Raw genomic sequence first — 25287 nt, forward strand, 5'->3', positions numbered from 1 at the left:
CTTTATTCTTAAGGAGGAAATTGTATGTCAAAGAAGAGAACACCGCTCTATGCTGCCACTGCAGCCACGATTGCTCTGAGTCTTATGCTGCCTATGGGCGCTTCCGCCGCCCCTTCATTCAGCAGCTCGACAGCACTTACACCACTAAGAGAATCAGCACTCGAATATGGAGCAGACGTCAAATGGGATCAACAGACCCGCACAATTATCATTACTAAGGGCAACACTGTAATCAAGCTGGAAACGGGAAAAAAACAGGCCATTGTCAATGGCAAGCAGGTAGTTCTGGAACACCCCATCACCATCGTGTCAGGACACGCTCTAATTGATGCCAAATTCATAAATGAGCTATTTCAGAATTCGCAACAATCCACCGATCCAGCGGACCTGTTCATCCAAGGTCTGGAAGCTGGAGATGGTGCCGAATCCGCCAAATATGTCAGCCCATCCTCTGCTGCCGCGCTGCAGGAGAATCTGTTAAAGGTGTTGTGGAGCAATTACGAGACCGTCTACGGTAAGATGAAACTGACTGGCAGCAAGACAGAGAAGGTCAACACTGTACACCGAAATGTAACTTACGGGGTCGAATCAGAGATAGTTCCTCTCGAAATCACCGTCCGCATGAACCTCTCAGGGCAAGTGGACGACCTGAACGTAACGACTGCCTCAAATGACTCCGGGTACAAGAAGCCATCCTATGACAAAGCAGACAGCTACACCGAGCAAGAGGTGACCGTCGGTCAAGGCAGCCTGGCATTGCCAGGGACACTCACCTTACCTAAAGGGGATGGCCCCTTCCCTGCCGTTGTGCTCGTCCAAGGTTCCGGGCCGCATGATCGCGATTCATCCATAGGCGGAACGAAGCTGTTCCGTGATCTTGCCGCAGGTCTTGCTTCACAAGGTATCGCCGTACTGCGCTATGACAAGGTGACCTATGAGCATACTTTCAAGGTAGCCTCAAATCCAAAATTTACGATAAAGCAAGAGAGCGTTGACGATGCATTAGCTGCGGTACAATTGCTCAAGGGTAATGCAAGCATCGATAGTTCGCGGATTTTCGTCGCCGGCCATAGCCAAGGCGGGTACGCGATCCCTCTGCTGGTCGCTGAGGACAAAGGCCATAATGTAGCGGGAACCGTGGTCATCTCCGGACCAAGCGGCAAGTTTGCCGATGTGCTGGCTGAACAACAACAGGAGCTCGTTCAGCGCGTCAAGCAGCTGGGAATCGATGCTGCTCCATATGAGCAGCAGGCCGCTCAATATATCGCGCTTGCCAACATCATAAATGATCCGCAGTATACAGTGGATCATATGCCGGAGCAGTTCCCATTGCAGCCTGCGTACTGGTGGTTCGAGCAGAAGAACTATGTACCGGCTGAGCTCGCCAAGAGCCAGAGCACCCCGATGCTGATTCTACAAGGAGAGAATGACTGGCAGGTACCGATGAAGCAATTCGAGGACTGGAAGACCGCCTTGAAGGACCGCAAAGATGTGAAGTTCAAATCTTATCCGAATGTGAATCATCTATTGACCACATACCAAGGCCTCTCAATTGGAGCCGAATATACCCAACCAGACAATGTATCAAAGAACATCGTCGACGATATCGCCACCTGGATTAAAGAAATCAAATAATCTTATTACAAAAAAATCGCGAGTCTGCATGGCCTTATTCTGGCCAGAGACTCGCGATTTGTTATGTTAGTGCGTGTTTACTAAGTTTAGACTTTCAGCACCGAGAGGGATCAAGTTTAACCGAGATGAATCATCATCCCCATCTCTCTGGCCGCCTCGATCAATATTGGACCATATTCATGCAAATTCTGAGGGTTCAGGCGGCTGACTGGACCGGATAAGGAGAGCGCTGCGGCAATTTTGCCGTTCCGATCAAAGATCGGAGCTGCGACCGCTGAAGCCCCGGGCTCACGTTCCTCATAGCTGATAGCATAGCCCTGCTCACGAATCTCCTGCAACTGCTGTACATACGCATCACGGTCCACGGAGGTGGGCCAATCAGGGCTGCCCAAGACAGCCTGAACAACAGTATCATCTGCATAGGCTACCAGAACCTTGCTGGAAGCGCCAACGAACAGCGGTAGTCTTGCGCCAACCGGAGCAACCCTGCGAATAGCCTGATTGCTCTGTACCGCTTGAATCCGCAAACGGTCCGTACCGTCCCGCAGGTATAAGCTTACCGTCTCACCAAGGCGATCCCGGAGCTGCTCCATTTGTGGAAGAAGCAGAACCGCCGGATCATCATTATGCGACAGATGTGCGGACAGCTCCCAAATTTTCAGGCCTAATCTGTATTTCTCGGTAGACGCATTGCGGACTACGAACCCCTTCTCCTCAAGGGTATTCAGCAAGCGGTGCACCGTGCTCTTATGCAGGTCAATCTCCGCGGCAATTTCTGTTAACCCAAGGTCATCCTTCTTCGTGAAGCACATCAATATGTCAAGCGCCCGTTCTACGGCGCGTACTGTTAATTTCCGATCTTCCATACCGGAATCATCCTCTCCTTACGTTTCACTATATGAAACTCAGTTACATAAATTATATGAGAAAACCATCATTTTCGTCAATGATAAGGCTATAAATTACCCCTCACGCATTGACAATCTGAATAGGTAGCCGTACGATATTTTCATAGTTTTTTTCATAAATCATCTTTTTTCGACACGATCTTTGACGTCAGCATGGAATTTCGATAGAATTACAACTTTAAGAGAATTAGATTTGCGCAGAAAGCGTTTTCTTGCAACCAGACATATAATAATTAAAAATTTATTCTTAGATGAGGAGGAGCATCCATGAAATTATCGAATCGCAACGATCTTCCTCTGCAGCCTGATTGGATCGGCCCCGACTCTTCCGTGCATAAATCGAAACGGATTAGTCTTAAGAATATTATCGTCGCTCTGTTACTGTCCATTATCTTCTTCCTAATCTTCTGCTTTGTTGCTCTGCACGGGTTCATCGCTTGGGTGTTGTCCAATCCGACAGTGGCCCCTCTATACTCCAACCCGAAGCTCGCCAAAAATCTGGATTACTATAATATCTCCTTCCCCGCTGCGGATGGCAGCCGGATGATGCAAGGCTGGTATATACCTGCGGATTCTTCACGTAAGACAATTGTGTTCAGTCATGGCTATGGCGCGAATCGGGAGGAGAGTTGGATTCCGATGTACGATCTCGCCCACTATGCCCATCGTCTGAATTTTAATGTCCTTATGTTCGATTATGGATTTGCCGCCGGGGGCAGCAAAGAAGTTGCGACCGGTGGCAAAAAAGAAGCTCAGCAGCTGTTAGGAGCGATCCAATATGCCAAGCAGCATGGAGGCGATGAGCTCATCGTCTGGGGCTTCTCCATGGGAGCCGGTACAGCGCTGCAAGCTGCACTTTATAGCAAGGATATCGATGCCATGATACTGGACAGCACTTTCCTGCTTGAGCCAGATACGATGTATCATAACATTCGGCAGCATATCGATTTACCGCGCCATCCTTCTCTGGAGATTATCGGGCTGTTGCTGCCCGTGCTGAATGGTACAAGTCTGCGGCAAATTCCGTATCAAGCGGTCAAGACGGAGGACTATCCGTTCCCAATTCTGTTCGTACACGGTACCAAAGACGATAAGGCTCCTTACCCGATCGCTGAACAATTGGCCGAGAACCAGACGAACCCGATCTCTGATGTATGGATCGTCAAAGATTCTCATCACGAGTTGATTTTCCGCGAGCATCCGAAGGAGTATTTGCGTCTTGTCTCAAGCTTTCTTGGTCGTGTTGAAGCCACTAAGGGCTCCAGCAGCCCTTAGTGCGTGTCCAAGAATGCTGCTTTTCGGCTCTTTGAACTACTACTCTATGTTCAATCCATAGGATTTTATAGAATAGGCCAACCTGCCTCGGTAATAAACTAAATATAATGACATACGACCGAGGAGGTTAATGAATGCTATTCGTTTATGGCCCCTATCTGCCTGTGCGTATTCTGGAAGAGATCTACTGCTGGAAGCGCCAGGAAGCCAGGCACACGCAATTAATTAAAGCGGCTATTCCCAGGCTGGAACCGGAATACGTCAAACTACTTGACGAATGGAACCGTGTATTCCGCGGGACGGAGGAGGAAGCAAGCCGTCTATTGCATCATGCTTTGAGCAATACCAATGCTGCCTCAGACCCCCATTTCATGAAAGAGGTCGAGAAGTTGCTGGATGTCTCCTGCCGCCAATCCAATGAGTTCATCAGGCAACTACACTATATTCTCGATCACAGTGCTGCTGTACAGTCCAACCCACATGCACAGGCCTTACTACGGCACGTCATCCAAGAATCGGAACATTACCTGCTGAAGGCCCAAAGCATAAATGCTCCACACCATCCAGCTCATATGATGTACAATAAATCTCCCAACGATCCCTATTCCACAGCAGAGTATATGGCTGGTCCCAGACCTGAAATTCACCCTAATGAGGAAAATCTACAAGCGGACATCTCTATTTCTCCAGAAAATAACCCTAACTTTGACGATAAGGAAAACAACGATGTTACTGCTAGCGTATCCGAAGCTGCCGTCTCATCTGATATCCGCAAAGAACAAAGTGGTGGCAATCTGGTGAATTCAGCTAACCCAATATACTCGCCTAATCAAGCACATCCGACTAATCCCGCTGATCCGCCAAGCGATAGAGACCATCCCGTCCCAATCGGCAAACATACGTTACCACCACTACCTTACGCTTATAATGCTCTGGAACCTTATATCGATGAGAAGACAATGCGCATCCACCACGATATCCATCATAAATCCTATGTAGACGGTCTGAATACAGCCGAGAAAAAATTACAGGATGCACGAAAATCAGGCAATTTCGATCTAGTAAAGCATTGGGAAAGGGAACTCGCCTTCAATGGTGCCGGCCATTATCTGCATACGATCTTCTGGGATATTATGAATCCAAAAGGCGGCGGCAGACCAGAAGGAGAGCTGTTAGAATATATCAAGCGTGATTTTGGCAGCTATGATGCCTTCAAGAATCATTTCTCAAAGGCAGCCGAGAAGGTGGAGGGCGGCGGCTGGGCGATTCTCGTCTGGAGCCCGCGCAGCCATAGATTGGAGATACTTACGGCTGAAAAGCATCAGAATTTGTCCCAATGGGATATCATCCCGTTGCTTCCTCTGGACGTATGGGAGCATGCCTATTATCTAAAACACCAGAATGAGCGTGGCAAATATATCGAGGATTGGTGGAATGTCGTCTACTGGCCAGCGGTCGCTAAGCGGTTCGAGCAAGCGAAGAAATTGAAATGGCAACCCTTCTAGCGGCTGCTTTTTTCCATCGCTATAGATTATTCGAACCCCGATCCTACGCGCTCTCCTTACGAAATCCATGACGTTTGGTCTATAGGCTTCTCAAAACACAAAAAATCCTTCAGCATACCATACCAGCAGCGTTCATTCGCTGTCGGACGGATATACTGAAGGATTGATTACCAAAATCTATTATTCTTTAATTAGAGATAAAAATTCTGCTCTAGAAGCAGCATCGGTACGGAAGGTACCTCTTACCGCCGAAGTGATTGTCTTGCTGCCTGGCTTCTTCACACCGCGGGCACACATACACATATGCTCGCCCTCGACGACAACGATCACACCTTGCGGTTCAAGTACTTCTTCCAAGATGTCGGCGATTTGCGAAGTAATCCGCTCCTGAACCTGCAGTCTACGGGTCACCGCTTCCACCAGCCGGGCTAACTTGCTAAGTCCAGCAATTCTTCCACTTGGAATATAACCTATATGTGCCTTGCCGAAGAAAGGCGCCATGTGGTGCTCACATTGACTGAAATATACGATATCTTTGACGATGACCAGTTCCTCATGATCCTCTTCGAAGGTTACTCCCAGTACATCGCGAGGATCAATCTCATACCCGGCAAAGATCTCCTCATACATTCGGGCCACGCGGGCCGGTGTCTCGATGAGCCCTTCCCGCTCAACATCTTCACCAATCAGCTTCAAAATTTCGCGAACATGGTATTCAACCTTTTCCCGATTCTCACCAACATGTGCATTTACATAATCCTTTAATCCTGACATTTAGCGCCTCCTCCTTTCAATCCAATCTACTAAATGCTTAATGCGCATTGACTTAGCCCTTGTTAGCTCTAGCTAGTCTAGATGAAAATGGCTTCTAGCCTACCCCGATCCTACGGGTCCAGTAAAAATACAAAATTGCGTCTTTAATGACCCGTAGAGATCCTGAGTAGTTGAGTTGCTGCTGAGTTACTGCGTCATTGTATTGCTAGGCCAAAGGCCGTTAGTTCTACTTCTTTTTCTTCTTCCCAGTTACAGCCGGCGGCTGATTCTTCATCATTTGCTGTGCGCGCTGCATCTGCTTGTTATTCAGATTGTAGCCCATCTGCTTGGCCATCTTTTGCAGCATTTGCGGATCATTCTGCATCTTCGAAAGCTGGTTCTTCAGATAGAAGACACCGATCGCAAAGCCACCGATCAAACCAACGATTAAAGTAACAATAGGAATTACAATATTCACTCCTGGACTCCCCCCGTACCCAATCTTCAATTTTCATCATGTACCTCATGCATAGCTAGAGTTACTCAACATATAATAGCATTCCGCCACTGCAGTATTCAAGCCAAAACCGCTTCAATAAAAGTGGTAGTCTCTGTAGCAAGGTCCACTTCCTTCACTTCCATCGCTTCACTCGTTCCGTGAACGATGCGAATGACCGGCCTGCCCGGCAGACCTCGATGCTGACGAACAACGACGCCGATCTCCTTCGTGGACAGCCGTACCGATGAACCGTTAGGATAGACGGACACAATCCTCGTGAATTCCACAAGCGCATCATGATCCAACTCTTGCTCAGAGCAAGCCATCAGTCGTTCACAAGCCTCATGGGGGAGCAGCGGACGACCTCCGCTCCCTTCGCCACCAGCGATCAGATTATCGTACATATTAGCGACAGCTACAATTTTCGGATACAGATGAATATGGCTTTCATCCAGACCGCGCGGCAGTCCGCTACCATTCAGGCGCTCATGATGCTGCAGTGCCGTATGGGCAATCATCAGATTAAATTCACGCTTGTTCTTCAATATCTCAAATCCACGCCAGGTATGATGATTCTTCATACTCTCCACATCTGCCCCTTCCGGCAAAGGTACAGATTTCCCAATATCGTGAAGCAGCGCACCAATAGCTAGATCCTTCAATTGTGAGTAATTCAGGCCTAAATTCAGACCGATCATGGTTGACAGCAAAGCGACATTAACCCCATGCATATAACCAGCATTATCATTAGTGCGAATATCGGTAAGCTGGATCATCACCTCTTTATTGTTAAGAACATCTGTCAGAAGTGAATCCACAGCGACACCTATCTTGCGTGGGCTCCAGTCCTTACCGGATCGAATCGCTTCCATCGTCTCGCTCATATCCCTGAACACAGCCTGCTTCGTTGGCTCACTGAGTACATCTTCTATTTCAATATCCTCGAATCCGGGATCCTTGATGTATAGCATAGTGACACCAACCCGTTTCAAAGTATTGATCATAAAAACCGTAAGCTGAATATCCTCCGACAGCAATACTGTCCCATTCGCGGAATATACGGTTCTTCCTAGTATCTGTCCGGGCTCAATGTCCTCAACACTTATAAATCTCATGATTATCCCCCTCGGTAGCCGTCCCATATTGTCTTTTGACTATATCCTTTATTTACTTAACCCTCATAAAGAAATATCGGTCAACGACCCGCCGACTTTAAGCACAAATCAATTGAGATTAGCTTCCTCCGCCTCCTGCAACTTCTGCTCGGCACGATGAAGCCGCTGGATGACTTCCTCATCCTGTTCAACAGCAAGCGCCCGCCGCACACCTTCCAGTGCTTCCTGGCCACCTATGCGGCTCAAAGCCCAAGCCGCTGTCCCCCGTATGACAGGGCGCGGATCATTGAGCATTACCTCTACAATCTTCGGTACCGCAGTGCGATCCTTGAAATTGCCAAGCCCGATCAGTGCATTCCTCTGAATCGGCTTCTTGCCGCGCCATGCGGCTGCACTGCTTCCGAATCGCTCCTTGAACTCCCGGTTGCTCAGATCGAGAATCGGCAGCAGCAGCGGCTTCACTGTCTCCGGATCAGGCTGCAGCTCTGGCCGATGGTTCCACGACTTACCCCTATTCTTCGGACAGACGATCTGACAAGTATCGCAGCCATACAAGCGATTGCCGATCTTCACCATAAACTCCTCTTCGAGGAACCCTTTGGTCTGCGTCAGAAAAGAAATACATCGTTGGGCATTTAGCACCCCGGGACCGACCAACGCTCCAGTTGGACAAGCGTCAATGCATTTTGTACACTCACCGCAATCCTCTGTTACTGGCGTATCCGGCGCAAAAGGAATATTCGTAATCATCTCACCTAAATATACCCATGATCCCCATTTGGGCGAGATAATCGCACAATTTTTCGCCTTGAACCCGATCCCTGCTCGCTCAGCAACAGCGCGGTCTACCAGAGCACCTGTATCGACCATGCTCTCCAGACGGGCATCCGGCACGCGCTCACGAATGAATTCCTCTAGCTTGGCCATCGCTTTGCGCAGCACCAAATGATAATCTTCCCCCCAGGCCGACCGGGCAAGAATACCTCTACGCTGTCCTGGCTCCGACTTCGGCGGATTGTCCAGCTTGGACGGGTAAGCCACCGCAATGGAGATCAGAGAAGCTGGCTGTTCCAGCGTCAGCTCGGGGTAGACCCTTTTATCAATATCAGGCTCCTCGAAGCCCGATTCATAGCCTTTGGCTCGACGGTCAAGCAGAACCGACTTCAACGACAAAAACGGGTCCGCGGTAGCAAACCCGATATCATCAATTCCAAGCGATGGAGCAGCTTCGATGATTTCTCGCTTCAGCTTGTCCCATACCGCTCTATCTGTTATATTGGCACTTGTCTTCAGCTCCATGCTTGTCCCTCCTCGATGTCTGTTCATTAAGATAAGCGTTTGATCGCTTCACGGGCCAGAAAATCTAAGCCGTATAAAATCCCTATATAATAGAAAAGCACATCCAGTTCCCTTTTGCAACGGGTCGCCAGACATGCCTAATAATATCAATATTGGATATTCTTTATAAAAAAATCAAAAAATGCATAAATTCTTATGACCCTGACAAGGATTGAACAGCAGCAATGCTAAGCTTCTGGAACGCCTCTAAAAATTTGCTGGCGCCGTACCCCAAGGTCTCATACAAAGGTGCGATTGCTTTATTATGTTCGTCTCCGGCAATCACAATTTTGCAAACCTTGCGCTGTTTGAAGCGTTGCTCCATTCCGTTCACAAGTCCGGTTGCTATACCTTGACGACGATAATCCGGATGAACAACCGTGCGGTAGATACAACCTACATTATTGTCGATTGTACCGATCAATACACCAACGATTTCCTCGTCCACTTCAGCAATTACAATTAAGTCTGAGTCCCAAGACAATTGCCTGGCAAATGCCCGCTTTGTGTCTTCACAACAATCTTCCGATAAGGCCACTTGCAAAAGCTCCATCACTTGATTAGCATCACTCAACTGAAAGGAACGAATACGCATGCTATGATCTCCCTTTTCTTTTCGCAAGATAGATTATGTAAAAATGTTCTCTCATTTTTACAAAACTGAAACAATTGAAATCCAGACAAAAAACGAGAAAAAATAGTCTCTTTGTCCATTAAAGCATATTTATCGTGGAATTACACCATTTTTCTTCTGAAAGCGCTTTATATTAAGCGTTTACATTCATTTTGCCACCATTTATTTCTATTACCGGAAATGAAACTGTTTCAATCTGCTAGTTTAATGATTCTCTCACTCATTTTAACACTCTACTTACAAAGTCTATTATACCTCTGAATGGAACATTTATTGTTCAAATTCAAAGAAACAGCATCATAGGCTTAATGAAGTTACAGGTCATCTTTAATTTATTGGCAAATAACACATACTAATCAACGAACCGTTAGGTTAACCATATATCTCACCCTAATCACACAATGGATGGAGGAAATAATCAATGGACAATAACCATTCGAACCTTAGCAATGATCCACAGGAGCTGCTTAAAGCTAAACATAAACAGGATCAGCATAAAGCGCAGTTCACCAACTTCGCCCGTAGTGTCAGCGGCGATACGCCTGTCGATTCAGGCCAGACAAGTCCGGACCAGCACCGCGAGCCAGATCAGCAGAATACGATGAAAAGTGTCGAAAATCGCATGATTGGCGACTAAAGTGAGTTGAGTATAGGTTCGTGTTCAAAAAGACCGGTTTTCAGCACCGAGAAGGTTGGATGAAGCTAGGGTCTGAGGAGCGGAGCGTACGTAGTGGGTACGTGAGCACCGGAAGACCCGGCTGAATTCAAGATTCGATGTCGAATATGCTCTCAGTGTTACTTCGTGATCAAAAGCGGACTTTTTGAACTACCTCTATAACAAGAAGCAGCCTCGGCCGAAGACATTCATCGAATGTCCTGCCTAGACTGCTTCTTGTTATAAGCGGCGGCGGATTAGCTATGCTCCAGCCTTATTTCGTAGAGAAGTATTGATTCAGGATACGGATAAAAACATTAGGAAAAGCCAGTTCTCCCATATCCTCCTTCGTAATCCAACGATATTCGGTCGCATCATCGCCTGAACTTGAACCGATCGCATCACCATTCGCTTCATAAGCAGAAGCGGACTCGGCCACGGCAATCAGATCACTTCGGCCATCCACCTGCTGGAAGCGGAAGACGCGCATATTCCAATGAATATGGCTGAACGTATGCTCCGCTTCCATCAGGGCTCCCTGCGGCGCGGCCAGTACGCCCGCTCCGCCTAGTGCAGCGGCGAGCCTGTCCATCGCCGGGCCGTCCGGCAGGCCGGCCCCCTCGCCGGGCTCCGCCGCTGCCGGGATGTGGGGCAGCTCCCACATTCGGGCGAGCAGCCCTGAATCCGGGCGCCGGCGGACGAACACGCGCCCGGACTGCTCTCCGTCACCCTCGACCAGGGCGACGAGCCGGTACTCCGGCCGCGGCGGCTTCGCCTTGCTCTTCACCGGCAGGCGATCCTCCGCCCCTTCCAGGCGGCCGGCGCAATGCGCCATCACCGGGCAGATCAGACACTGCGGTGATTTGGGGGTACAGATCAGAGCGCCGAGCTCCATCAGCGCCTGATTAAAGTCACCGGCGCGACCCTGAGGAATCAGCTCGGTCGCCAGATCCTCCATCAGCGTTCGCGTACCGGTCTTCATAATATCTTCCTCAATCAGGAAATACCGCGACAGAACACGCATAACATTGCCGTCCACCGCCGGTTCCGGCTGATTGTAGGCGATGCTAAGGATAGCTCCCGAAGTATAAGGGCCGACCCCCTTCAGCGCCGATACATCCTTCTTGTTATCCGGTACGATACCGCCGTGACGTTCCATCACCTGCTGGGCTGCTGCCTGCAAATTACGAGCCCGCGAATAATAGCCAAGACCCTCCCAGCATTTCAACACATCTTCCTCCGGTGCCTCCGCCAGAGCCTGAACCGTGGGAAATCGCTCAATAAAGCGCTGAAAATATGGGATCACCGTGTCGACCCGCGTCTGCTGCAGCATAATTTCCGAGACCCATATATAATAAGGATTGCGATGTCGCCTCCATGGAAGATCACGCTTCGCTGTCTCATACCAGCCCAACAATTCCTTGCTGAAATACAGCTTACTCTCCTTGCTTTCCTGCATAATTGTATTGATCCTCCCCCTCTGATAAACCGCCGTATTAACTCATTCTCTCCACCACAGCGAAAGCGGAGGCCAGTTGGCGCTCATGCGTAATGCTGATATGCACCACATAATGATCTGCACCAGATAATCCGAGACGTTCCCAAGCCTCAGGCTGCAAATATACCGACGGCTTGCCGTTTGTATTCGGCACAACCTCGATATCCTTAAATCCAAGCGTCTTGCCAATCCCACAGCCAAAAGCTTTGCTGACCGCTTCTTTGGCCGCAAAGCGGCCGGCAAGAAATTCAGCAGGGCGCTTGACCCTGCCTGGCAGTTCATATTCAGCAGATGTCAGTATCCGCCAAGCGAACTTGTCTCCGGCACTACTATCCAGCATCTGTCTGATTCGTTCAATTTCGACCACATCATGACCGATTCCATATATCAACAGAGTTCCCTTCTTCCTTATCTGCCTGATCTCATACTACTCATTCGTCTATCCTCTACAACCATACTCGTGCAGCATACAAAATCTTCTGACCAGGTGTTAGAGCTAAATTCTCATGATTCCAACGTTCGTCCTTGCTTGGACTAACCACATTGTACAAGGAAGCTATTGTGAAGGAAAGCCTATGGTAAATTTCTCATGCTATAATCAAAGGATAAACTTGTAAATTTGTACACACTCATTCGTCTTTCGTTCAAGAGCAAGAAACGTCAAGAGACTCAATCCGTCCTATTCTATACTTAGAACACAGACCGGTCTGGAGGAAGTTCATGAACAATCTCAATCTTGTCTCACAAAGTATCGAATATATCGAGGAACATCTGGAACAAGATCTTAGCTTAAAAGGGATCGCCCAGGCGATGTTTTACTCGGAGTACCATTTTCACCGCACATTCCAGCATTTTACGGGCGAGACGGTTTCAAACTATATTCGCAAACGACGCCTGTCTAACGCCGCTGAACTGCTGGCCTATACCGATCGTAAAGTGCTGGATATTGCGATTGAATGCGGCTTCGGCTCTCATGAGACCTTCACCCGGGCGTTCCGCAAAATGTACGGCATACTTCCTTCAGACTGCCGTAAGCAAGGCTATCCACCTTTCGTCGTTCCAAGAGCAGTCCCCCTGCTGATATCGGACGAATCTATTACATTGAATTGGAGTGATTATCGTATGCAACACCGTATTGAGACACTGCCCGCAATGAGAATTATCGGCTTCTCACTGACTACGACGACAATTGAAGGCCAGAATCACAAGGAAATCCCCGAATTCTGGCAGGAGTACATGCGCGAGAAATGGGGAGATAACGTCCCCGGCAAGAAAAATCCTAATGTTGAGCTTGGCGTGTGCACCCCAATTGATGAAGAAGGCTCTTTCCGTTATATTATCGGCTTTGAAGTAGATAGCGAAACTACCGTGCCAGAAGGAATGGCCGAGTTCTTTATCCCGGAAGCAACCTATGCCATCTTCACTACGCCTCCTACGGATAATGAACGATTTAGCTCAGCCATCCAGGATACATGGGGTGTTATATTCCGTGATTGGTTCCCTGCTTCTGGGTACGAGCAAGCATATTCGCCAGACTTCGAATGGTATGACGAACGCTGCTGGGGCGAGACAGATAAAGTGATGGATATTTACATCCCCGTTCAGCCAGCCCCTAGCCCTCTAGAATAACTCTCATATCTTATAGAAAAGCAGTTCTTCACCTGCCTTAATGCAGCGGAAGAACTGCCTTCTTCTTAATAAGGCGATCTCAATCTCCATCCGATAGAACATGTAAAAAACCGCTCCTGCGTAGTACCGGGCAACCGGAGCAAGGGGCGGTTTGAAGCATTGCTATCGCGGATTACTTATTTGCAAAAACGATCGAATGCACTCGTCAAATCAGCAGCAATCTCTGCTGCGGAACGATCCTCGATCTGATGACGCTCGATAAAATGCACAAGCTCCCCATCTTTCATCAGAGCGATCGATGGCGAAGACGGAGCGTAAGGCGCGAAGTATTCCCGCGCTTTGGCAGTCGCTTCCTTATCTTGACCAGCAAATACGGTGAACAGCTGATCTGGAAGCAGCTCATTCTGCAGAGCCTGGGCTACACCCGGACGGCATTGTCCAGCTGCACAACCACACACCGAGTTCACTACAACCAGCGCAGTACCTGTAGCGTTTGGTAATGCCGCTTCTACTTCCTCAGGAGTTCTAAGCTCCTTAATCCCCAAGATTGTCAGCTCATCACGCATCGGTTGAATCATTTCTCTCATATATTGATCATATGACATTGACATTTATCTTCACTCCTCATGACCTATTATATTGTAGATATGATTAATATCACTTCAAACTATAATTAATTATACATTTCGCCATCAGGAAAGCAACAACTACTATAAAGCCTAAGCTTCGATCCGCTCGGAAACAAATGGGAAAAATACGATAAATGTCGTTCCCACCCCTTCTTCCGATTCAACGTTGATTCTTCCGCCATGCCGCTCCATAATGCTTAGGCATAGCGACAGACCCAGGCCTGTCCCCTTGCTCTTCGTCGTGAAGAACGGTTCGAACAGTCTCTCCTTCTGAGCCGGTGGAATTCCCGGACCCGTATCCGTAACATACAGTTCAACGCCATCTGGCTGCAGCCTCATTTCCAGCGTTAATTTGCCCTTCTCTCCCATCGCCTCCATTGCATTGCGGCCAAGGTTAAGAATGAGTTGCTTGATCTCTTTATGATTAAGCATAAGAAGCGGCGCGTTCTCGTCGAGGCGTACCTCAATGCTCTGTCCCCTCAGGTTGGCATCCGCCCACAATAGCGGAGTTAGCTCCGAGATAATCTCATGCAATCTATACAGTTCCATCTTGACAACCCGATTCTGGGCAAGCGACAGGAAGTCATTAATTATTCCGTTAGCTCGGTCCAGCTCCTCCATCACAATACGGTAATAATGCTCTAATGAAGCCGGACTCTTCTCCCGCATCAATTGTAGAAAGCCGCGAACGACGGCCATCGGATTTCTGATTTCATGCGTAATACTTGCTGCCATTTGCCCAACCAGACCAAGACGCTCGACATGATTTAATTCCATCCGCAGCGCCTCCAACTCAGTTATATCCTGTACGATGATGACGGCTCCGATGTTCTCATTTGTATGCATCTTCGTAATCGGAGAGGTGGTCGCGTAGAAGACACGGTCAGCGCTTTGCAAGATTTCCGATGTTTTGACGTTCCCCTCCAGCGTCTGCTCTGCCCGGGAAGCGATGATTTCAAAATCGAGGCCCTGCATGACCTTCTCCATCTCCTTCCGGATCAAGTCATCACGGGTTCCACCGGGACGGCTTAGACGATAAAATTGAAGAAATGCATCGTTGACCGACACAATTCTCCCTTTTTGATCTAGCAGAGTGATACTCAGCGGTGCAGCATCCATCATCTGCTGTAGCGTCTCCGCCTCACGGAAATATTTCCTCGATAAATGCATGACCTGCTCGCGCAGCTTCTCCTTCTCCATAGTCGTCTCTATTATATGTACGAACAAGCTTCCAGCCAGTACAGATACCAGAATATTGGCAATAATCGTTACGATCGCGCCAAGCTCAACCTTTATTTCTTCTATAATATAGGGTGATACGGTGATTACCATCTCTCCGATAGCAAAGATAGCCGTTAATACAGCCACTTTGCCGCGGCTGCCAATTCTCTTGAAATAATTAGCGTTTAATAGTACAAAGGGATAAAGGAACACCCCTGTCTCAAGCAGAAACTCCAGAACCGTAAACCTTACTGCATAGAGCGGATAGAGCAGTAAATACAAAACGGCAAGGATAATTCCTTCCCTCAGTTTGCCGTACAGCATGAGCGCGAAGAGCGGCAATATCCCGAAGTTAATCGGGATCCCATTCCATACATAGCTAGGGAACAATGAGCATAGCAGCATGCTGAAGGTGCATGTATAGGTCAATCCCATGGAGTAAGACGTCTGATAAGCTTGGCGGCCATTGGGCTGAGGAATTCTAGAAGATTTCTCATACAGAAGCGGGAACAAAAAAGCAGGCAGACAAGCGATCAGGAATTGCAGTAAAATCTCCCTGAATTCAACCATCTTCTCCCTCCTCAGGCGGAAGAATACCAATCTATCATTGATTAAAGCATAGCCGACAAAGTTTTACAATATTTCTTATTTCAGATAAACACTAACCCCTTTTTAGAATGTCTATAATATGTGATATCCTATAAATTATCGTCGGAATACTGCAAACAAGACAAAACTTCAAATAAAAGTTCACTACCTTGCAAAAGGAAAGGAAAAATAGATGAGTACATTGAGCAAATATGAAGTAATCGTAATTGGAGGAGGCCCCTCAGGGCTTATGGCATCGATTGCCGCTGCGGAACAAGGTGCTTCCGTTGCCCTGGTTGATAAAGGAGACAAGCTCGGGAGAAAGCTAGGCATCTCCGGTGGTGGTCGCTGCAACGTAACGAATATCAAGGAAATTGATGAATTGATTCAGTACATCCCTGGCGGCGGAAGATTTCTCTACAGCGCCTTCTCCTTGTTCAGCAATCGCGACATCATCGCCTTCTTTGAGAATTTGGGAATTGCACTGAAGGAAGAAGACAACGGGCGGATGTTCCCTGTATCGGATAAGGCTAAGACCGTCGTCGATGCGCTGGTCGGCAAGGCCAGATCATTGGGAGTGAAGCTGCTTACACATCATCCCGTTCAAGAGGTAATGTTCGCGGAGAACGGGGTCCAGGGGGTCAAGCTCACAACGGGTGAGCAAATAGAAGCCAAATGCGTAATTATAGCTACCGGCGGAAAATCTGTCCCGCATACCGGTTCAACGGGGGATGGCTATCCATGGGCTACCGCGGCAGGCCATATGATTACAGAATTATATCCGACCGAAGTACCCATCGTCTCCAAGGAGCCTTTTATTACGGATCGAAGCCTGCAAGGGTTGTCGCTACGCAATGTGAAGCTCTCGGTGCTTAATGCTAAAGGCAAAGCAGTCGTAGCGCATCAGGGCGATATGATCTTCACCCACTTCGGCTTGTCCGGGCCAATCGCTCTGCGCTGCAGCGGCTTCATCCGTGGCGTCAAGCAGAAGAGCGGCAGCAGCGAGGTGAAGCTTGCGCTTGATCTATTCCCCGAGATGTCTCAAACCGGATTGGATGCCTATTTACGCGGGCTCCTTACCGATGAACCTAAAAAAACGCTAAAAAATGTGCTCAAAGGTACGATTCCGGAGCGGCTGCTTCCCATTCTGTTTGAACGAGCCGGCCTTTCCGGGGAGACGACCTATGAGCACTTGCCTAAGGAGCCTTGGCTTGCATTTACAGCTATGCTAAAAAGCTTCAGTATCCTGGTCACGGGAACCCGTCCCTTTGAAGAAGCCTTCGTCACTGGCGGAGGAGTTCATCTTAAGGAAGTCAGCCCGCAGACGATGGAATCCAAGCTTATGCCAGGATTGTTCTTCTGTGGTGAAGTGCTCGATATCCATGGCTATACCGGCGGATATAATATAACGGCCGCTTTCGCCACCGGGTATACCGCTGGGTATCATGCCGGCCTGCTCGCGCAAGGCCACTAAGGGCTCCGCTTTTGAGAAGAAAACCGGTCTTTAGAACATATATTCTTATACTTTTCTGTGTCTTGAGCTCATAGAGAAGAAACGCCACAGAACAGGTACAACCAGCAAGGATACGGCTGGGCCAAGCGGAATGGCTGCCAGCAGCCCCCAGCCAGGCGTGAACAAATTCATGCAAAGCCCTGCCGTAATGACGAGAATCGCAGGAAATAACAGCAGCCTCATTGTCTTGGGCGCACATATAAATTCCAGATTCTCGTCCTTCGGTAATATAGCCAGTAATTTTGCCTGATAGAAGGCACGCCGCTGCGAATTCATCCATTGGAACAATAACAGGATCAGGCCGACATATACCAATAGATTGACTGGATAAGGCGGCAAGAATACAGCCATAAATCCATATATCGCGAACTGTACATATAATAGAACTTCGCGACCGCGGAAGAAGGACTTGACCGCCGCCTCCGTAACCCGATCATGTACCTGCCGCTGACGGATAAGATGTCCACTACGGCGGAACAGCCACGGACGTGGCCTTGTCTTCGTCGGCCGTTCTACAGATGGCTGCAGAATCATTCCGGTCAGCTTCGTCCGTTGCCGTTCCTCCTCGCGGATGCCCGCCTCAAACCGTCCCTGAAGCGATACTCTTCGTCCAATTAGCCAGATAGAGACCAAACAATAGCACAACAGTATAATTATGCTGATCTCAGGCCGCAATTCGATACACAGCACACCGACAATATAGCTTGCTAAGAGTGAACCGGTACCAAAAAAAACCAATAGAGTTCGTCTGAGGCCAGTGAATACGACAGCGATCAGATTGGATAACAGTAGGTACACAGCATTCATGGCATATGTAAGTGCAAAAAGAATGAATATTTCTCTGCTCCCCATCCCGTAAATACGCCATAACAGAGGCAGCAGCAAGACAGCTTCAAGCAGAATGACGACCAGACGCTGCGCCAAAGCCAGCGAGATGGCACGCAGCATGATCCCCCGCACCCATTTAGGATGCTGCTTCAGAAATAGAACATCCGCCGCTTCAATATACAAGACGAGCCCGCTTAGCAGCAGCGTCAGGAGGATTAATACCACGGGCACAGCTTGGAACGGCAAACCAGTCAGCCAGTTCGGCAACACGTCCTGCCATAAACCATAGTAAACTCTACCAAGCAGCAAAAGTCCCGGGATGCCGATATATAATAGAACCACTCGATCAAAAGCTATACGCAGCACACCGGTTTGATGACGAATATAGTCAAGCCAGCGCCTTCTGAACAACGATCCGGCTCGAGTGGATGAGCTTATTTTGTTCATAGTCCCCATCTCCTCAAATCAATCTTCTCCCGATCACGGTATCTTAAGTCAGGGCATTGAAGCAATCGAACAGTGTTCCCTCCGGCAAGGAGGCCGCCCGCCGGATATCATCCAATTCCCCGCTCACCACGACCCTTCCGTTTGATAGAAGAACAAAGTCATCACATATTCGCTCAGCCGTATCAAGCACATGCGTACACATCAGCACGCCCGCGCCGCGGCGCCGTTCTTCTTCAAGCAGCGCGAGGAAGTCCATTGTAGCTCTGGGATCCAGCCCGACAAAGGGCTCGTCTACAATATAGATATCGGGACGAATCAGAAAACCGATCATTAGCATCATCTTCTGCCGCATGCCTTTGGAGAATCCGTCTGGCAGATGATGTTTGACATCAGTCATACGGAACCGTTCTAACAGCGCATTTCCTTCTCTCTCCAACACCGTCTCGTCAACCCCATAGACCGCCGATGCGAGACTTAGATGCTCCCATAGCGTTAACGTCTCGTAGTAGACCGGTTGCTCCGGGATGTATGCATAATGGTTCCCTGCTTTCGTGAAGTTAATGATTCCCTTCACTTCTGTGAGCAATCCCATAATAGCTTTAATCGTGGTGCTCTTACCCGCCCCGTTGGGACCGATCAAACCCGTGAGTTGACCGGATTTGACTGCAAATTCGATTTGTTCAATCGTAGAATGATTACCGTCATATCCAGCCTCTTCAATATTTACCTCCAGCAATGTATCCGCCACTATTGATTCCCACCCTGTTTAATAAAATTTAAAGGTTGCCTGTTTTTTTTATAGATTATACGCCTATAAGCAGCCTTCGTTTCATATACTGCCTGCTTCTGAATCGGAACCGGCATTCATAACGCCAGAATAAAAGGCCTCCGGGATTCCAGAGGCCTTCTTTATTATATATTATTTTATGGCGATAACTTCGATTTCTACAAGTCCGTTCTTCGGCAGCTTAGCAACCTGGACAGCGCTCCGTGCCGGATACGGCTCCGTGAAGAATGTCGCGTAAACTTCATTTACCGCTTGAAAATCATTCATATCATGCAAGAATACGGTTGTCTTAATTACATGCTGCATACCATAGCCCGCCGCTTCCAGGATCGCCTTTACGTTAGACAAAGATTGTCTTGCCTGCTCCGCAGCGGTTGGCGGAAATTCACCGGCGGTATTCATGCCAAGCTGTCCTGAAGTGATTAGCAGGTTGCCGAATTGAACGGCTTGGGAATATGGCCCGATTGCACCTGGCGCCTCAGGGGTAGCGATTGTTTTTCTCTCTTGTTGTGTCATATGGGTTCTCTCCTTAATTAGCGCATGATTCTGCGCATTCTATATTAAATTTTACAAAATGATGCTCTATGCTGCCAAGTTTTTTCAAATGGGTTGTTATCTAACTGTATCGATCTCATCATATTCCTTCAACATCTCGCGCTGCTGTTCAGGTGTCAGCTTGGTAATACCAAAGCCGGTGAAGCCCCAGATCACAGCGAAGATAATTCCTGTCCAACATAGCATTGCCCAAGGCAGATAGGAGAGCGTCGCAACGCCGAGCGTCCCCGCCATATAAGCACCAGCCGCTGTCCAAGGTAGAATAGGCTCGATAATGGAAGCCGAATCCTCGATCGTCCGCCCCAGGTTTTTAGGGTGCAATCCGCGGCGGATGTATGCTTCACGCAGCATTTCACCAGGCATCAGGATCGACACTTGACCGTTACTGGTTACCCCAATCATCGTTATCCCGGTAGCGATTGAAGCCAGGATGAGCGAACCTGTGGAACGAACATGCTTGAGAATCTTGTTAACGATCAGTTCCAGCGACTTCGTTAACGAGATCGTTCCGGCAAAGGTAATGGCACAGAAGCAGATGAGCAGCGTTCCCATCATAGAGTTCATGCCTCCACGGTTGAGCAGCCGCGGAATATCCGGTATAACAGCTGCCGCATCGAAGCCTTGAACCTTAACCATCGCGATGTCAAAGCCATTGATTACTGCGCTGATAACATCATGCAGGGAGAAACCTTGGAAGATAAGCCCGTTCGCCATCGCCACCAGGGAGGAGATCAACATCACCGGAATCGTAGGCTTCTTGCGGATTGAACCGTACAATACGATTAGTATCGGAAGTAGCAGCAATAAATTCCAATGGAACACGGTGCTTAACGTATCCATAATTGTAACGACCTTCTCTGGTATAGCGACCCCTTCTCCATGTGTATTTAACCCTGTAATTACATAGACAGTCGCCGCCACGATAAATGAAGGAATTGTCGTGTATAGAAGATGGCCGATGTGTTCGTACAGATTGACTCCCGTGGATAGTGCGGCCAGGTTGGTCGTATCCGACAATGGAGACAGCTTGTCCCCAAAATATGCACCGGCAACGACGGCGCCGGCAACGGCCGCCAGATTCGCGTCAAGCCCGGCCCCTACGCCCATAAAGGCGACTCCAATTGTACCTGCCGAACCCCAGGATGTCCCAGTACATAGAGATACGACAGAAGTTACGACGAATGCCGTAATCAACAAGAACTGCGGGTTGATGATTTTGAGACCATAATAGATCATCATCGGTATCGTTCCGCCGACCATCCAGGCTCCAATCATGAAGCCGACCGTAATCAGGATAAGAATTGCCGGCATCGTCTTAGCAATTTTCTGCGCGATCGAGCCCATAATATCGTCATAGCTATAGCCGAGCTTGATGGCAATAATTCCAGCAACCACGGTTGAAGCGATAATCAAAGGTTCAGGCGGTAGTTCGAATAGAATATAGCCTAGACTGAGCAGCAGAATCATAGTAATAATAGGAACTAGTGCTAGAAACAGAGTAGGTTGCTTGATTGTCTTTTCCTTGATGGGCTTAGCCATGACGTGTTCCCCCTAATGATGTAATAATTAATTATGACGAAGAGGATACTTATTTGCCATTCGTTCGAAGGCTTCCTGAAGCAGCACTCTTGGCGCGCCCAGATTTAGCCTTATAAATCCTTCTCCATCGGCTCCGAATGAGGTGCCGAAGCTGACACTGACCCTGCTTTGATTCTGAATCCATTCGATTAAATCGCTTTCATTTCTACTATAAGCCGAACAGTCTACCCATAAGAGAAAAGTGCCTTCCGCCTTAATGATCTTCAATTCAGGCATGTGCTCAGTAAAGAATGCTTCGGTATAAGCAATATTCTCCTTAATATAAGAGCGAAGTTCCTCAAGCCAATCATCGCACTCCGTATACGCGACCTCCAGGGCAGGTACGGCGAAGAAGGTCGGATTGTGAATGCCCGCCTGTCTTAATCCCTGGCGGAAGCGTTCCCGTATTTTCTCATTAGGAATTACAATATTGGCGATCTCCAGGCTGGCCAGATTAAAGGTTTTACCTGGTGAGGTACATATTATTGAGCGCTCCGCCACCTGCTGTGACAATTTGGCAATGATCGTATGCTCATGTTCTTCGTGTATGAAGTCGGCATGAATGTCATCTGATACGATAAGTGCATCATAACGGATGCACAGCTCGGCGATCCGCTCCAGCTCTTGCTTCGTCCATACGCGTCCGGTCGGATTATGCGGCGAAACAAGCAGGACAATCTTGATTCCATCCTTCATCTGACGCTCCATATCATCGAAGTCGATCTCATATTTGCCGTCTCTGAGCAGCATCGGACTCTGCACAAGCTCTCTGTCATTAATTTTCACTGCATTGGCAATCGGTTGATAAGCCGGAGTATGCATCAGAATACGATCGCCCGGCTCCGAAAAACGCTCAATGATGATCGATACAGCTTGTACAATCCGTGGGCAGAACACGATCCAATCCTCCGGCACGCTCCAGTCATAGGCTCTCTCTAGCCAGTGCTGAACCGCAGCATAGTAGGGAGGGCGCGGATCGGTGTATCCGTATATTCCATGACGCGCTATTGAAGCAACCCTGTCAACAACCTTCGGCGGTGCTTGTAGATCCATATCCGCGACAGAGAGAACGATTACATCTCTGCCCAGAGTGTCGGCCGCCCCATCCCATTTGGCACTATTTGTATCAAACCTGCTAATGACTTGATCGAAGTTATAACTCATGATGATGTCACCCTTCTGGATATAATGTTATTTCAGCTTCTGAAGATATCGATAGACTGTAGGCTCCGATATCGATAATGACGCTGCTACCTGGGAGACGCCGCCCTTCAACAAGAAAACTCCAAGCTCATTCAGTTCGCGTACAATTTCAATCTTCTCCTGCGGCGACAAGCGGTCCGGCGGTATCGTTATTTTGTCAACTACTGATGAGATCATGTGCTGCAGCAGATCATCCGCATTTCCTTGCAAATATTCTGTCGCCTGCTTCTCTTCCTTCAGGGCTTCGTCCGCCGGGGGCGTTATATATGGATTAGGGCCTCCTTGCAAAATATGTTGAACCCATTCAGCAGCTATCTCCATATGGGTAACATCGATATTCAAGCATAGAAGACCGACAAGTTCATTCAAGTCATTCTTAATGAAATAGGTCGACGAGCGAAAGCTCTGTCCGAATTTGCCGGAGGCTTTATAGTTAGCGATAAATTGTTCCTCATGATACGCTTCGGATTTAAGAATTTTCAATACGAGGTCGGTAGAAGCGTCCCCCACCTTGCGGCCGCTGATGTATCCGTTCTCAATAAAGATAATAGAGTGCTCCGGATCGCTAATATCATGTACAACAACCTCGCATTTAGGTCCAATGATTGCTGCAATGAAGGAGGCCACCGGAAAGAACTTCTCTAAAATCCTCCGATTCTCGTTCTCCATCTTATTATCTCCTTCCATTCAGGACTTGCATATATTTTATCAGGATAATAATTTATTATCTTGATAAGATCGTATCACATTAATAAACCGTTTTCAATACCCGATTCAAAACTCTCCTCATTAAGCAAAATAAGCCTATACCGTCACGGTAGTGACATTATAGGCGTCCATATATTTTATTGTACTATTTTAGTAAGTCCAATTGCCTCTACGGCCCAATCCCTATTTCCCGATAAGCTGTGTTCTTCATACTTTGATCTATCCCATCCCGCTTCAATATTGCTGATTTGAATCCGAGCAGAACACAACCAATCAGAGCGACCAAGCTGCCGGATATGATAAAAGCAATCTGCGGACCGAAAGTCGTGACCAGATAACCTCCTACAACCGGACCGATCAACGCTACTGTTGAAGTCACGCTCGTCACCGTTCCGAACACTCTTCCAATCAGTGCCTCCGGGGTACGCTGCTGCAGCATGACCTGAAATGGAATGAACGCCATTCCTGCGCCAAGCCCGGCAAGCATGAATAGAGCCAGCATGACGATAATGCCGAATTGATTAAAGGTTCCAAATAGTGCGTACGCTCCGGCAATAACGAATACAATACCCAGCAGCATTCCGCCAACTCCCATCTTCAGCAGGGGAGAAATGGAAAGCTTCGAGGAGAGGCTATTCAATCCCGCAGCCAGCAAGGTACCGACCCCGCTAAGCGCGATACACCATCCTAATAAATCCTCCGGCAGATTAGGGATTTCCCGGAACAAGACCACCGCTTGCGAATCAGCAATTTGCAGAACGAGCAGGGTCATCGCCAGCATAAGTGTGCTGTAGGCAACGAGAGGAATCCCGATAATCTCTCGAATGCCCGCTCCTAGTTCACGTAGGAAACCGGATTCAGCCGGCTTAGCACTTGACGCTTCTTTCACCTCTGTATTGCTCGCTGCGATTTTGCCGGGAACAAGCAGTAAGAGTAACGCTGAAAACAAAAATGAAGCTGAATCAACCATGAAGCAGACCGATACACCAAACGCCGCAGTAAGCATACCACCAAGGGCAGGCCCTACGATTTTACTACCCTGTTCAATAATTGCGCTGTAGGATACCGCCTTCTCCAGATGCTCCTTGGGAACAACCTCCTTGATCTTCCCGTTCTTCGCCGGCGAGAACATGATATCGAATATGCTCTTGGCAACGATCAATACGTATACCTGCCATATATCCGTCACAAATATCAAGCCAAACACAATAAAAATTCTGACTACATCCGCGATAATCATCAGCTTCTTGCGTTCTACTCTGTCGGCCAGCATTCCTGCTAGCGGACCGCCTACCAGCATAGGCAGCATGGAACACAGCATGATCATCGTAATCTGCCAAGGTGTTGCATTCCATTTCAGCCCGACCATCATCAAGAGCGCCAATAAATGTAGCCAATCCCCTAAATTGGATATAAGCTGTGAGGCCATCAATGACATATAAGCACGGTTGTGCAGAAGCCCCCTCTTCTCCTGTGGAATACTCTGAGCTACCATATATCTCACCTGCCCAATTTCAATTTGTTGTCGGATTCAGAACGCCAGTATTGTGTTAACAACAGCTAGCCTTGCAAATCCATGCGATCCCGTGCTTTTTCTACGACTCATATTAATACATAAGGAATTTCTATCCATCCGCCTTCAGGATGAAATTGATCGCCAACTGAGGAAGGATTTTTAATGAGGTCCCGGGGAGGACAGCAAACGGGGCTAAGACACAATCTTTAAAAATAAATACCGAAAATTGTGATAAATTATATTTTTTTTAATATGGGCTTGATCTAAGAT

22 protein-coding genes and 1 pseudogene are annotated in these 25287 nt (G+C 48.2%); 6 read left to right on the forward strand and 17 right to left on the reverse strand.

The features are described from left to right. The first annotated feature begins 24 nt into the window (after nt 1-24). Nucleotides 25-1635: an alpha/beta hydrolase family protein gene (locus ABD014_RS00210; protein WP_343855828.1), complete on the forward strand. Its 1611-nt coding sequence runs from the start codon at nt 25-27 to the stop codon at nt 1633-1635. A gap of 116 nt (nt 1636-1751) precedes the next feature. Here the strand turns inward: ABD014_RS00210 and ABD014_RS00215 are convergent, their stop codons facing one another. Next, the gene (locus tag ABD014_RS00215) at nt 1752-2501 is read right to left on the reverse strand and encodes an IclR family transcriptional regulator (RefSeq protein ID WP_343855832.1); all 750 of its coding nucleotides are present in this window, start codon (nt 2499-2501) and stop codon (nt 1752-1754) included. A gap of 309 nt (nt 2502-2810) precedes the next feature. Between ABD014_RS00215 and ABD014_RS00220 the strand changes: the two genes are divergently transcribed. Beyond that, nucleotides 2811-3818 (forward strand): alpha/beta hydrolase, encoded by a 1008-nt coding sequence (locus ABD014_RS00220; RefSeq protein ID WP_343855834.1) that lies wholly within the window; start codon nt 2811-2813, stop codon nt 3816-3818. 134 nt (nt 3819-3952) lie between these two features. After that, nucleotides 3953-5323, forward strand: a complete 1371-nt coding sequence (locus ABD014_RS00225) for a Fe-Mn family superoxide dismutase (protein ID WP_343855836.1) — start codon at nt 3953-3955, stop codon at nt 5321-5323. Between the two features lie 180 nt (nt 5324-5503). On the opposite strand, the gene folE is transcribed toward ABD014_RS00225, so the two are convergent. From folE to ABD014_RS00250, 5 genes and pseudogenes are all read right to left on the reverse strand, one after another. Then, nucleotides 5504-6097: a GTP cyclohydrolase I FolE gene (gene folE / locus ABD014_RS00230; RefSeq protein WP_068779709.1), complete on the reverse strand. Its 594-nt coding sequence runs from the start codon at nt 6095-6097 to the stop codon at nt 5504-5506. 226 nt (nt 6098-6323) lie between these two features. Next, nucleotides 6324-6554 (reverse strand): YneF family protein, encoded by a 231-nt coding sequence (locus tag ABD014_RS00235; protein WP_343855846.1) that lies wholly within the window; start codon nt 6552-6554, stop codon nt 6324-6326. Between the two features lie 98 nt (nt 6555-6652). After that, entirely contained in the window at nt 6653-7690 is a 1038-nt protein-coding gene (locus ABD014_RS00240) for an HD-GYP domain-containing protein (RefSeq protein WP_343855848.1), read from the reverse strand. Between the two features lie 120 nt (nt 7691-7810). Then, nucleotides 7811-8989: pseudogene (gene queG / locus ABD014_RS00245) on the reverse strand (tRNA epoxyqueuosine(34) reductase QueG); the annotation flags it as partial. Between the two features lie 193 nt (nt 8990-9182). Next, nucleotides 9183-9623: a GNAT family N-acetyltransferase gene (locus ABD014_RS00250; protein ID WP_343855850.1), complete on the reverse strand. Its 441-nt coding sequence runs from the start codon at nt 9621-9623 to the stop codon at nt 9183-9185. A gap of 460 nt (nt 9624-10083) precedes the next feature. Here ABD014_RS00250 and ABD014_RS00255 point away from each other — a divergent pair, with 460 nt between their 5' ends. Continuing rightward, nucleotides 10084-10299 carry a hypothetical protein gene (locus ABD014_RS00255; RefSeq protein WP_343855854.1) on the forward strand — a complete coding sequence of 72 codons (216 nt, stop codon included), beginning with the start codon at nt 10084-10086 and terminating at the stop codon, nt 10297-10299. Between the two features lie 292 nt (nt 10300-10591). Here ABD014_RS00255 and mutY read toward each other — a convergent pair whose 3' ends face one another. Both mutY and acpS read right to left on the reverse strand, forming a co-directional pair. Further along, a complete protein-coding gene (mutY, locus tag ABD014_RS00260; RefSeq protein ID WP_343855857.1) occupies nt 10592-11776 on the reverse strand; it encodes an A/G-specific adenine glycosylase in 1185 nt (394 codons plus the stop codon). Nucleotides 11777-11813: 37 nt separating this feature from the next. Next, nucleotides 11814-12206, reverse strand: coding sequence for a holo-ACP synthase (acpS, locus tag ABD014_RS00265; protein WP_343855859.1), 393 nt, complete (start codon nt 12204-12206; stop codon nt 11814-11816). Nucleotides 12207-12535: 329 nt separating this feature from the next. Here acpS and ABD014_RS00270 point away from each other — a divergent pair, with 329 nt between their 5' ends. Further along, nucleotides 12536-13444 carry an AraC family transcriptional regulator gene (locus ABD014_RS00270; RefSeq protein WP_343855862.1) on the forward strand — a complete coding sequence of 303 codons (909 nt, stop codon included), beginning with the start codon at nt 12536-12538 and terminating at the stop codon, nt 13442-13444. A gap of 176 nt (nt 13445-13620) precedes the next feature. On the opposite strand, the gene ABD014_RS00275 is transcribed toward ABD014_RS00270, so the two are convergent. Together ABD014_RS00275 and ABD014_RS00280 are read right to left on the reverse strand one after the other, a co-directional pair. Next, on the reverse strand, nt 13621-14055 hold the full coding sequence (locus tag ABD014_RS00275; RefSeq protein WP_343855865.1) for a BrxA/BrxB family bacilliredoxin: 435 nt from the start codon (nt 14053-14055) through the stop codon (nt 13621-13623). Nucleotides 14056-14163: 108 nt separating this feature from the next. Then, nucleotides 14164-15864, reverse strand: coding sequence for a two-component system sensor histidine kinase NtrB (locus ABD014_RS00280; protein WP_343855869.1), 1701 nt, complete (start codon nt 15862-15864; stop codon nt 14164-14166). A gap of 268 nt (nt 15865-16132) precedes the next feature. On the opposite strand from ABD014_RS00280, the gene ABD014_RS00285 reads away from it, so the two are divergent. After that, nucleotides 16133-17356 carry a BaiN/RdsA family NAD(P)/FAD-dependent oxidoreductase gene (locus ABD014_RS00285; protein ID WP_379337094.1) on the forward strand — a complete coding sequence of 408 codons (1224 nt, stop codon included), beginning with the start codon at nt 16133-16135 and terminating at the stop codon, nt 17354-17356. Nucleotides 17357-17401: 45 nt separating this feature from the next. Here the strand turns inward: ABD014_RS00285 and ABD014_RS00290 are convergent, their stop codons facing one another. From ABD014_RS00290 to ABD014_RS00320, 7 genes are all read right to left on the reverse strand, one after another. Next, complete coding sequence (locus ABD014_RS00290) at nt 17402-18670, reverse strand: ABC transporter permease (RefSeq protein WP_343855871.1); 1269 nt, start codon at nt 18668-18670, stop codon at nt 17402-17404. A 43-nt stretch (nt 18671-18713) separates the two neighbouring features. Continuing rightward, complete coding sequence (locus ABD014_RS00295) at nt 18714-19418, reverse strand: ABC transporter ATP-binding protein (RefSeq protein ID WP_343855875.1); 705 nt, start codon at nt 19416-19418, stop codon at nt 18714-18716. A gap of 171 nt (nt 19419-19589) precedes the next feature. Continuing rightward, nucleotides 19590-19973: a RidA family protein gene (locus tag ABD014_RS00300; RefSeq protein ID WP_343855878.1), complete on the reverse strand. Its 384-nt coding sequence runs from the start codon at nt 19971-19973 to the stop codon at nt 19590-19592. Nucleotides 19974-20069: 96 nt separating this feature from the next. Beyond that, on the reverse strand, nt 20070-21551 hold the full coding sequence (nhaC, locus tag ABD014_RS00305; protein ID WP_343855880.1) for a Na+/H+ antiporter NhaC: 1482 nt from the start codon (nt 21549-21551) through the stop codon (nt 20070-20072). A 27-nt stretch (nt 21552-21578) separates the two neighbouring features. Next, on the reverse strand, nt 21579-22754 hold the full coding sequence (locus ABD014_RS00310; RefSeq protein ID WP_343855883.1) for a MalY/PatB family protein: 1176 nt from the start codon (nt 22752-22754) through the stop codon (nt 21579-21581). Between the two features lie 27 nt (nt 22755-22781). Further along, nucleotides 22782-23462 (reverse strand): helix-turn-helix transcriptional regulator, encoded by a 681-nt coding sequence (locus tag ABD014_RS00315; protein WP_343855886.1) that lies wholly within the window; start codon nt 23460-23462, stop codon nt 22782-22784. Nucleotides 23463-23670: 208 nt separating this feature from the next. Next, entirely contained in the window at nt 23671-24996 is a 1326-nt protein-coding gene (locus ABD014_RS00320; protein ID WP_343855888.1) for an MFS transporter, read from the reverse strand. Nucleotides 24997-25287 lie beyond the last annotated feature (291 nt).

This window comes from Paenibacillus motobuensis, assembly GCF_039521865.1.
GTDB classification, from domain to species: Bacteria; Bacillota; Bacilli; order Paenibacillales; family Paenibacillaceae; genus Fontibacillus; species Fontibacillus motobuensis.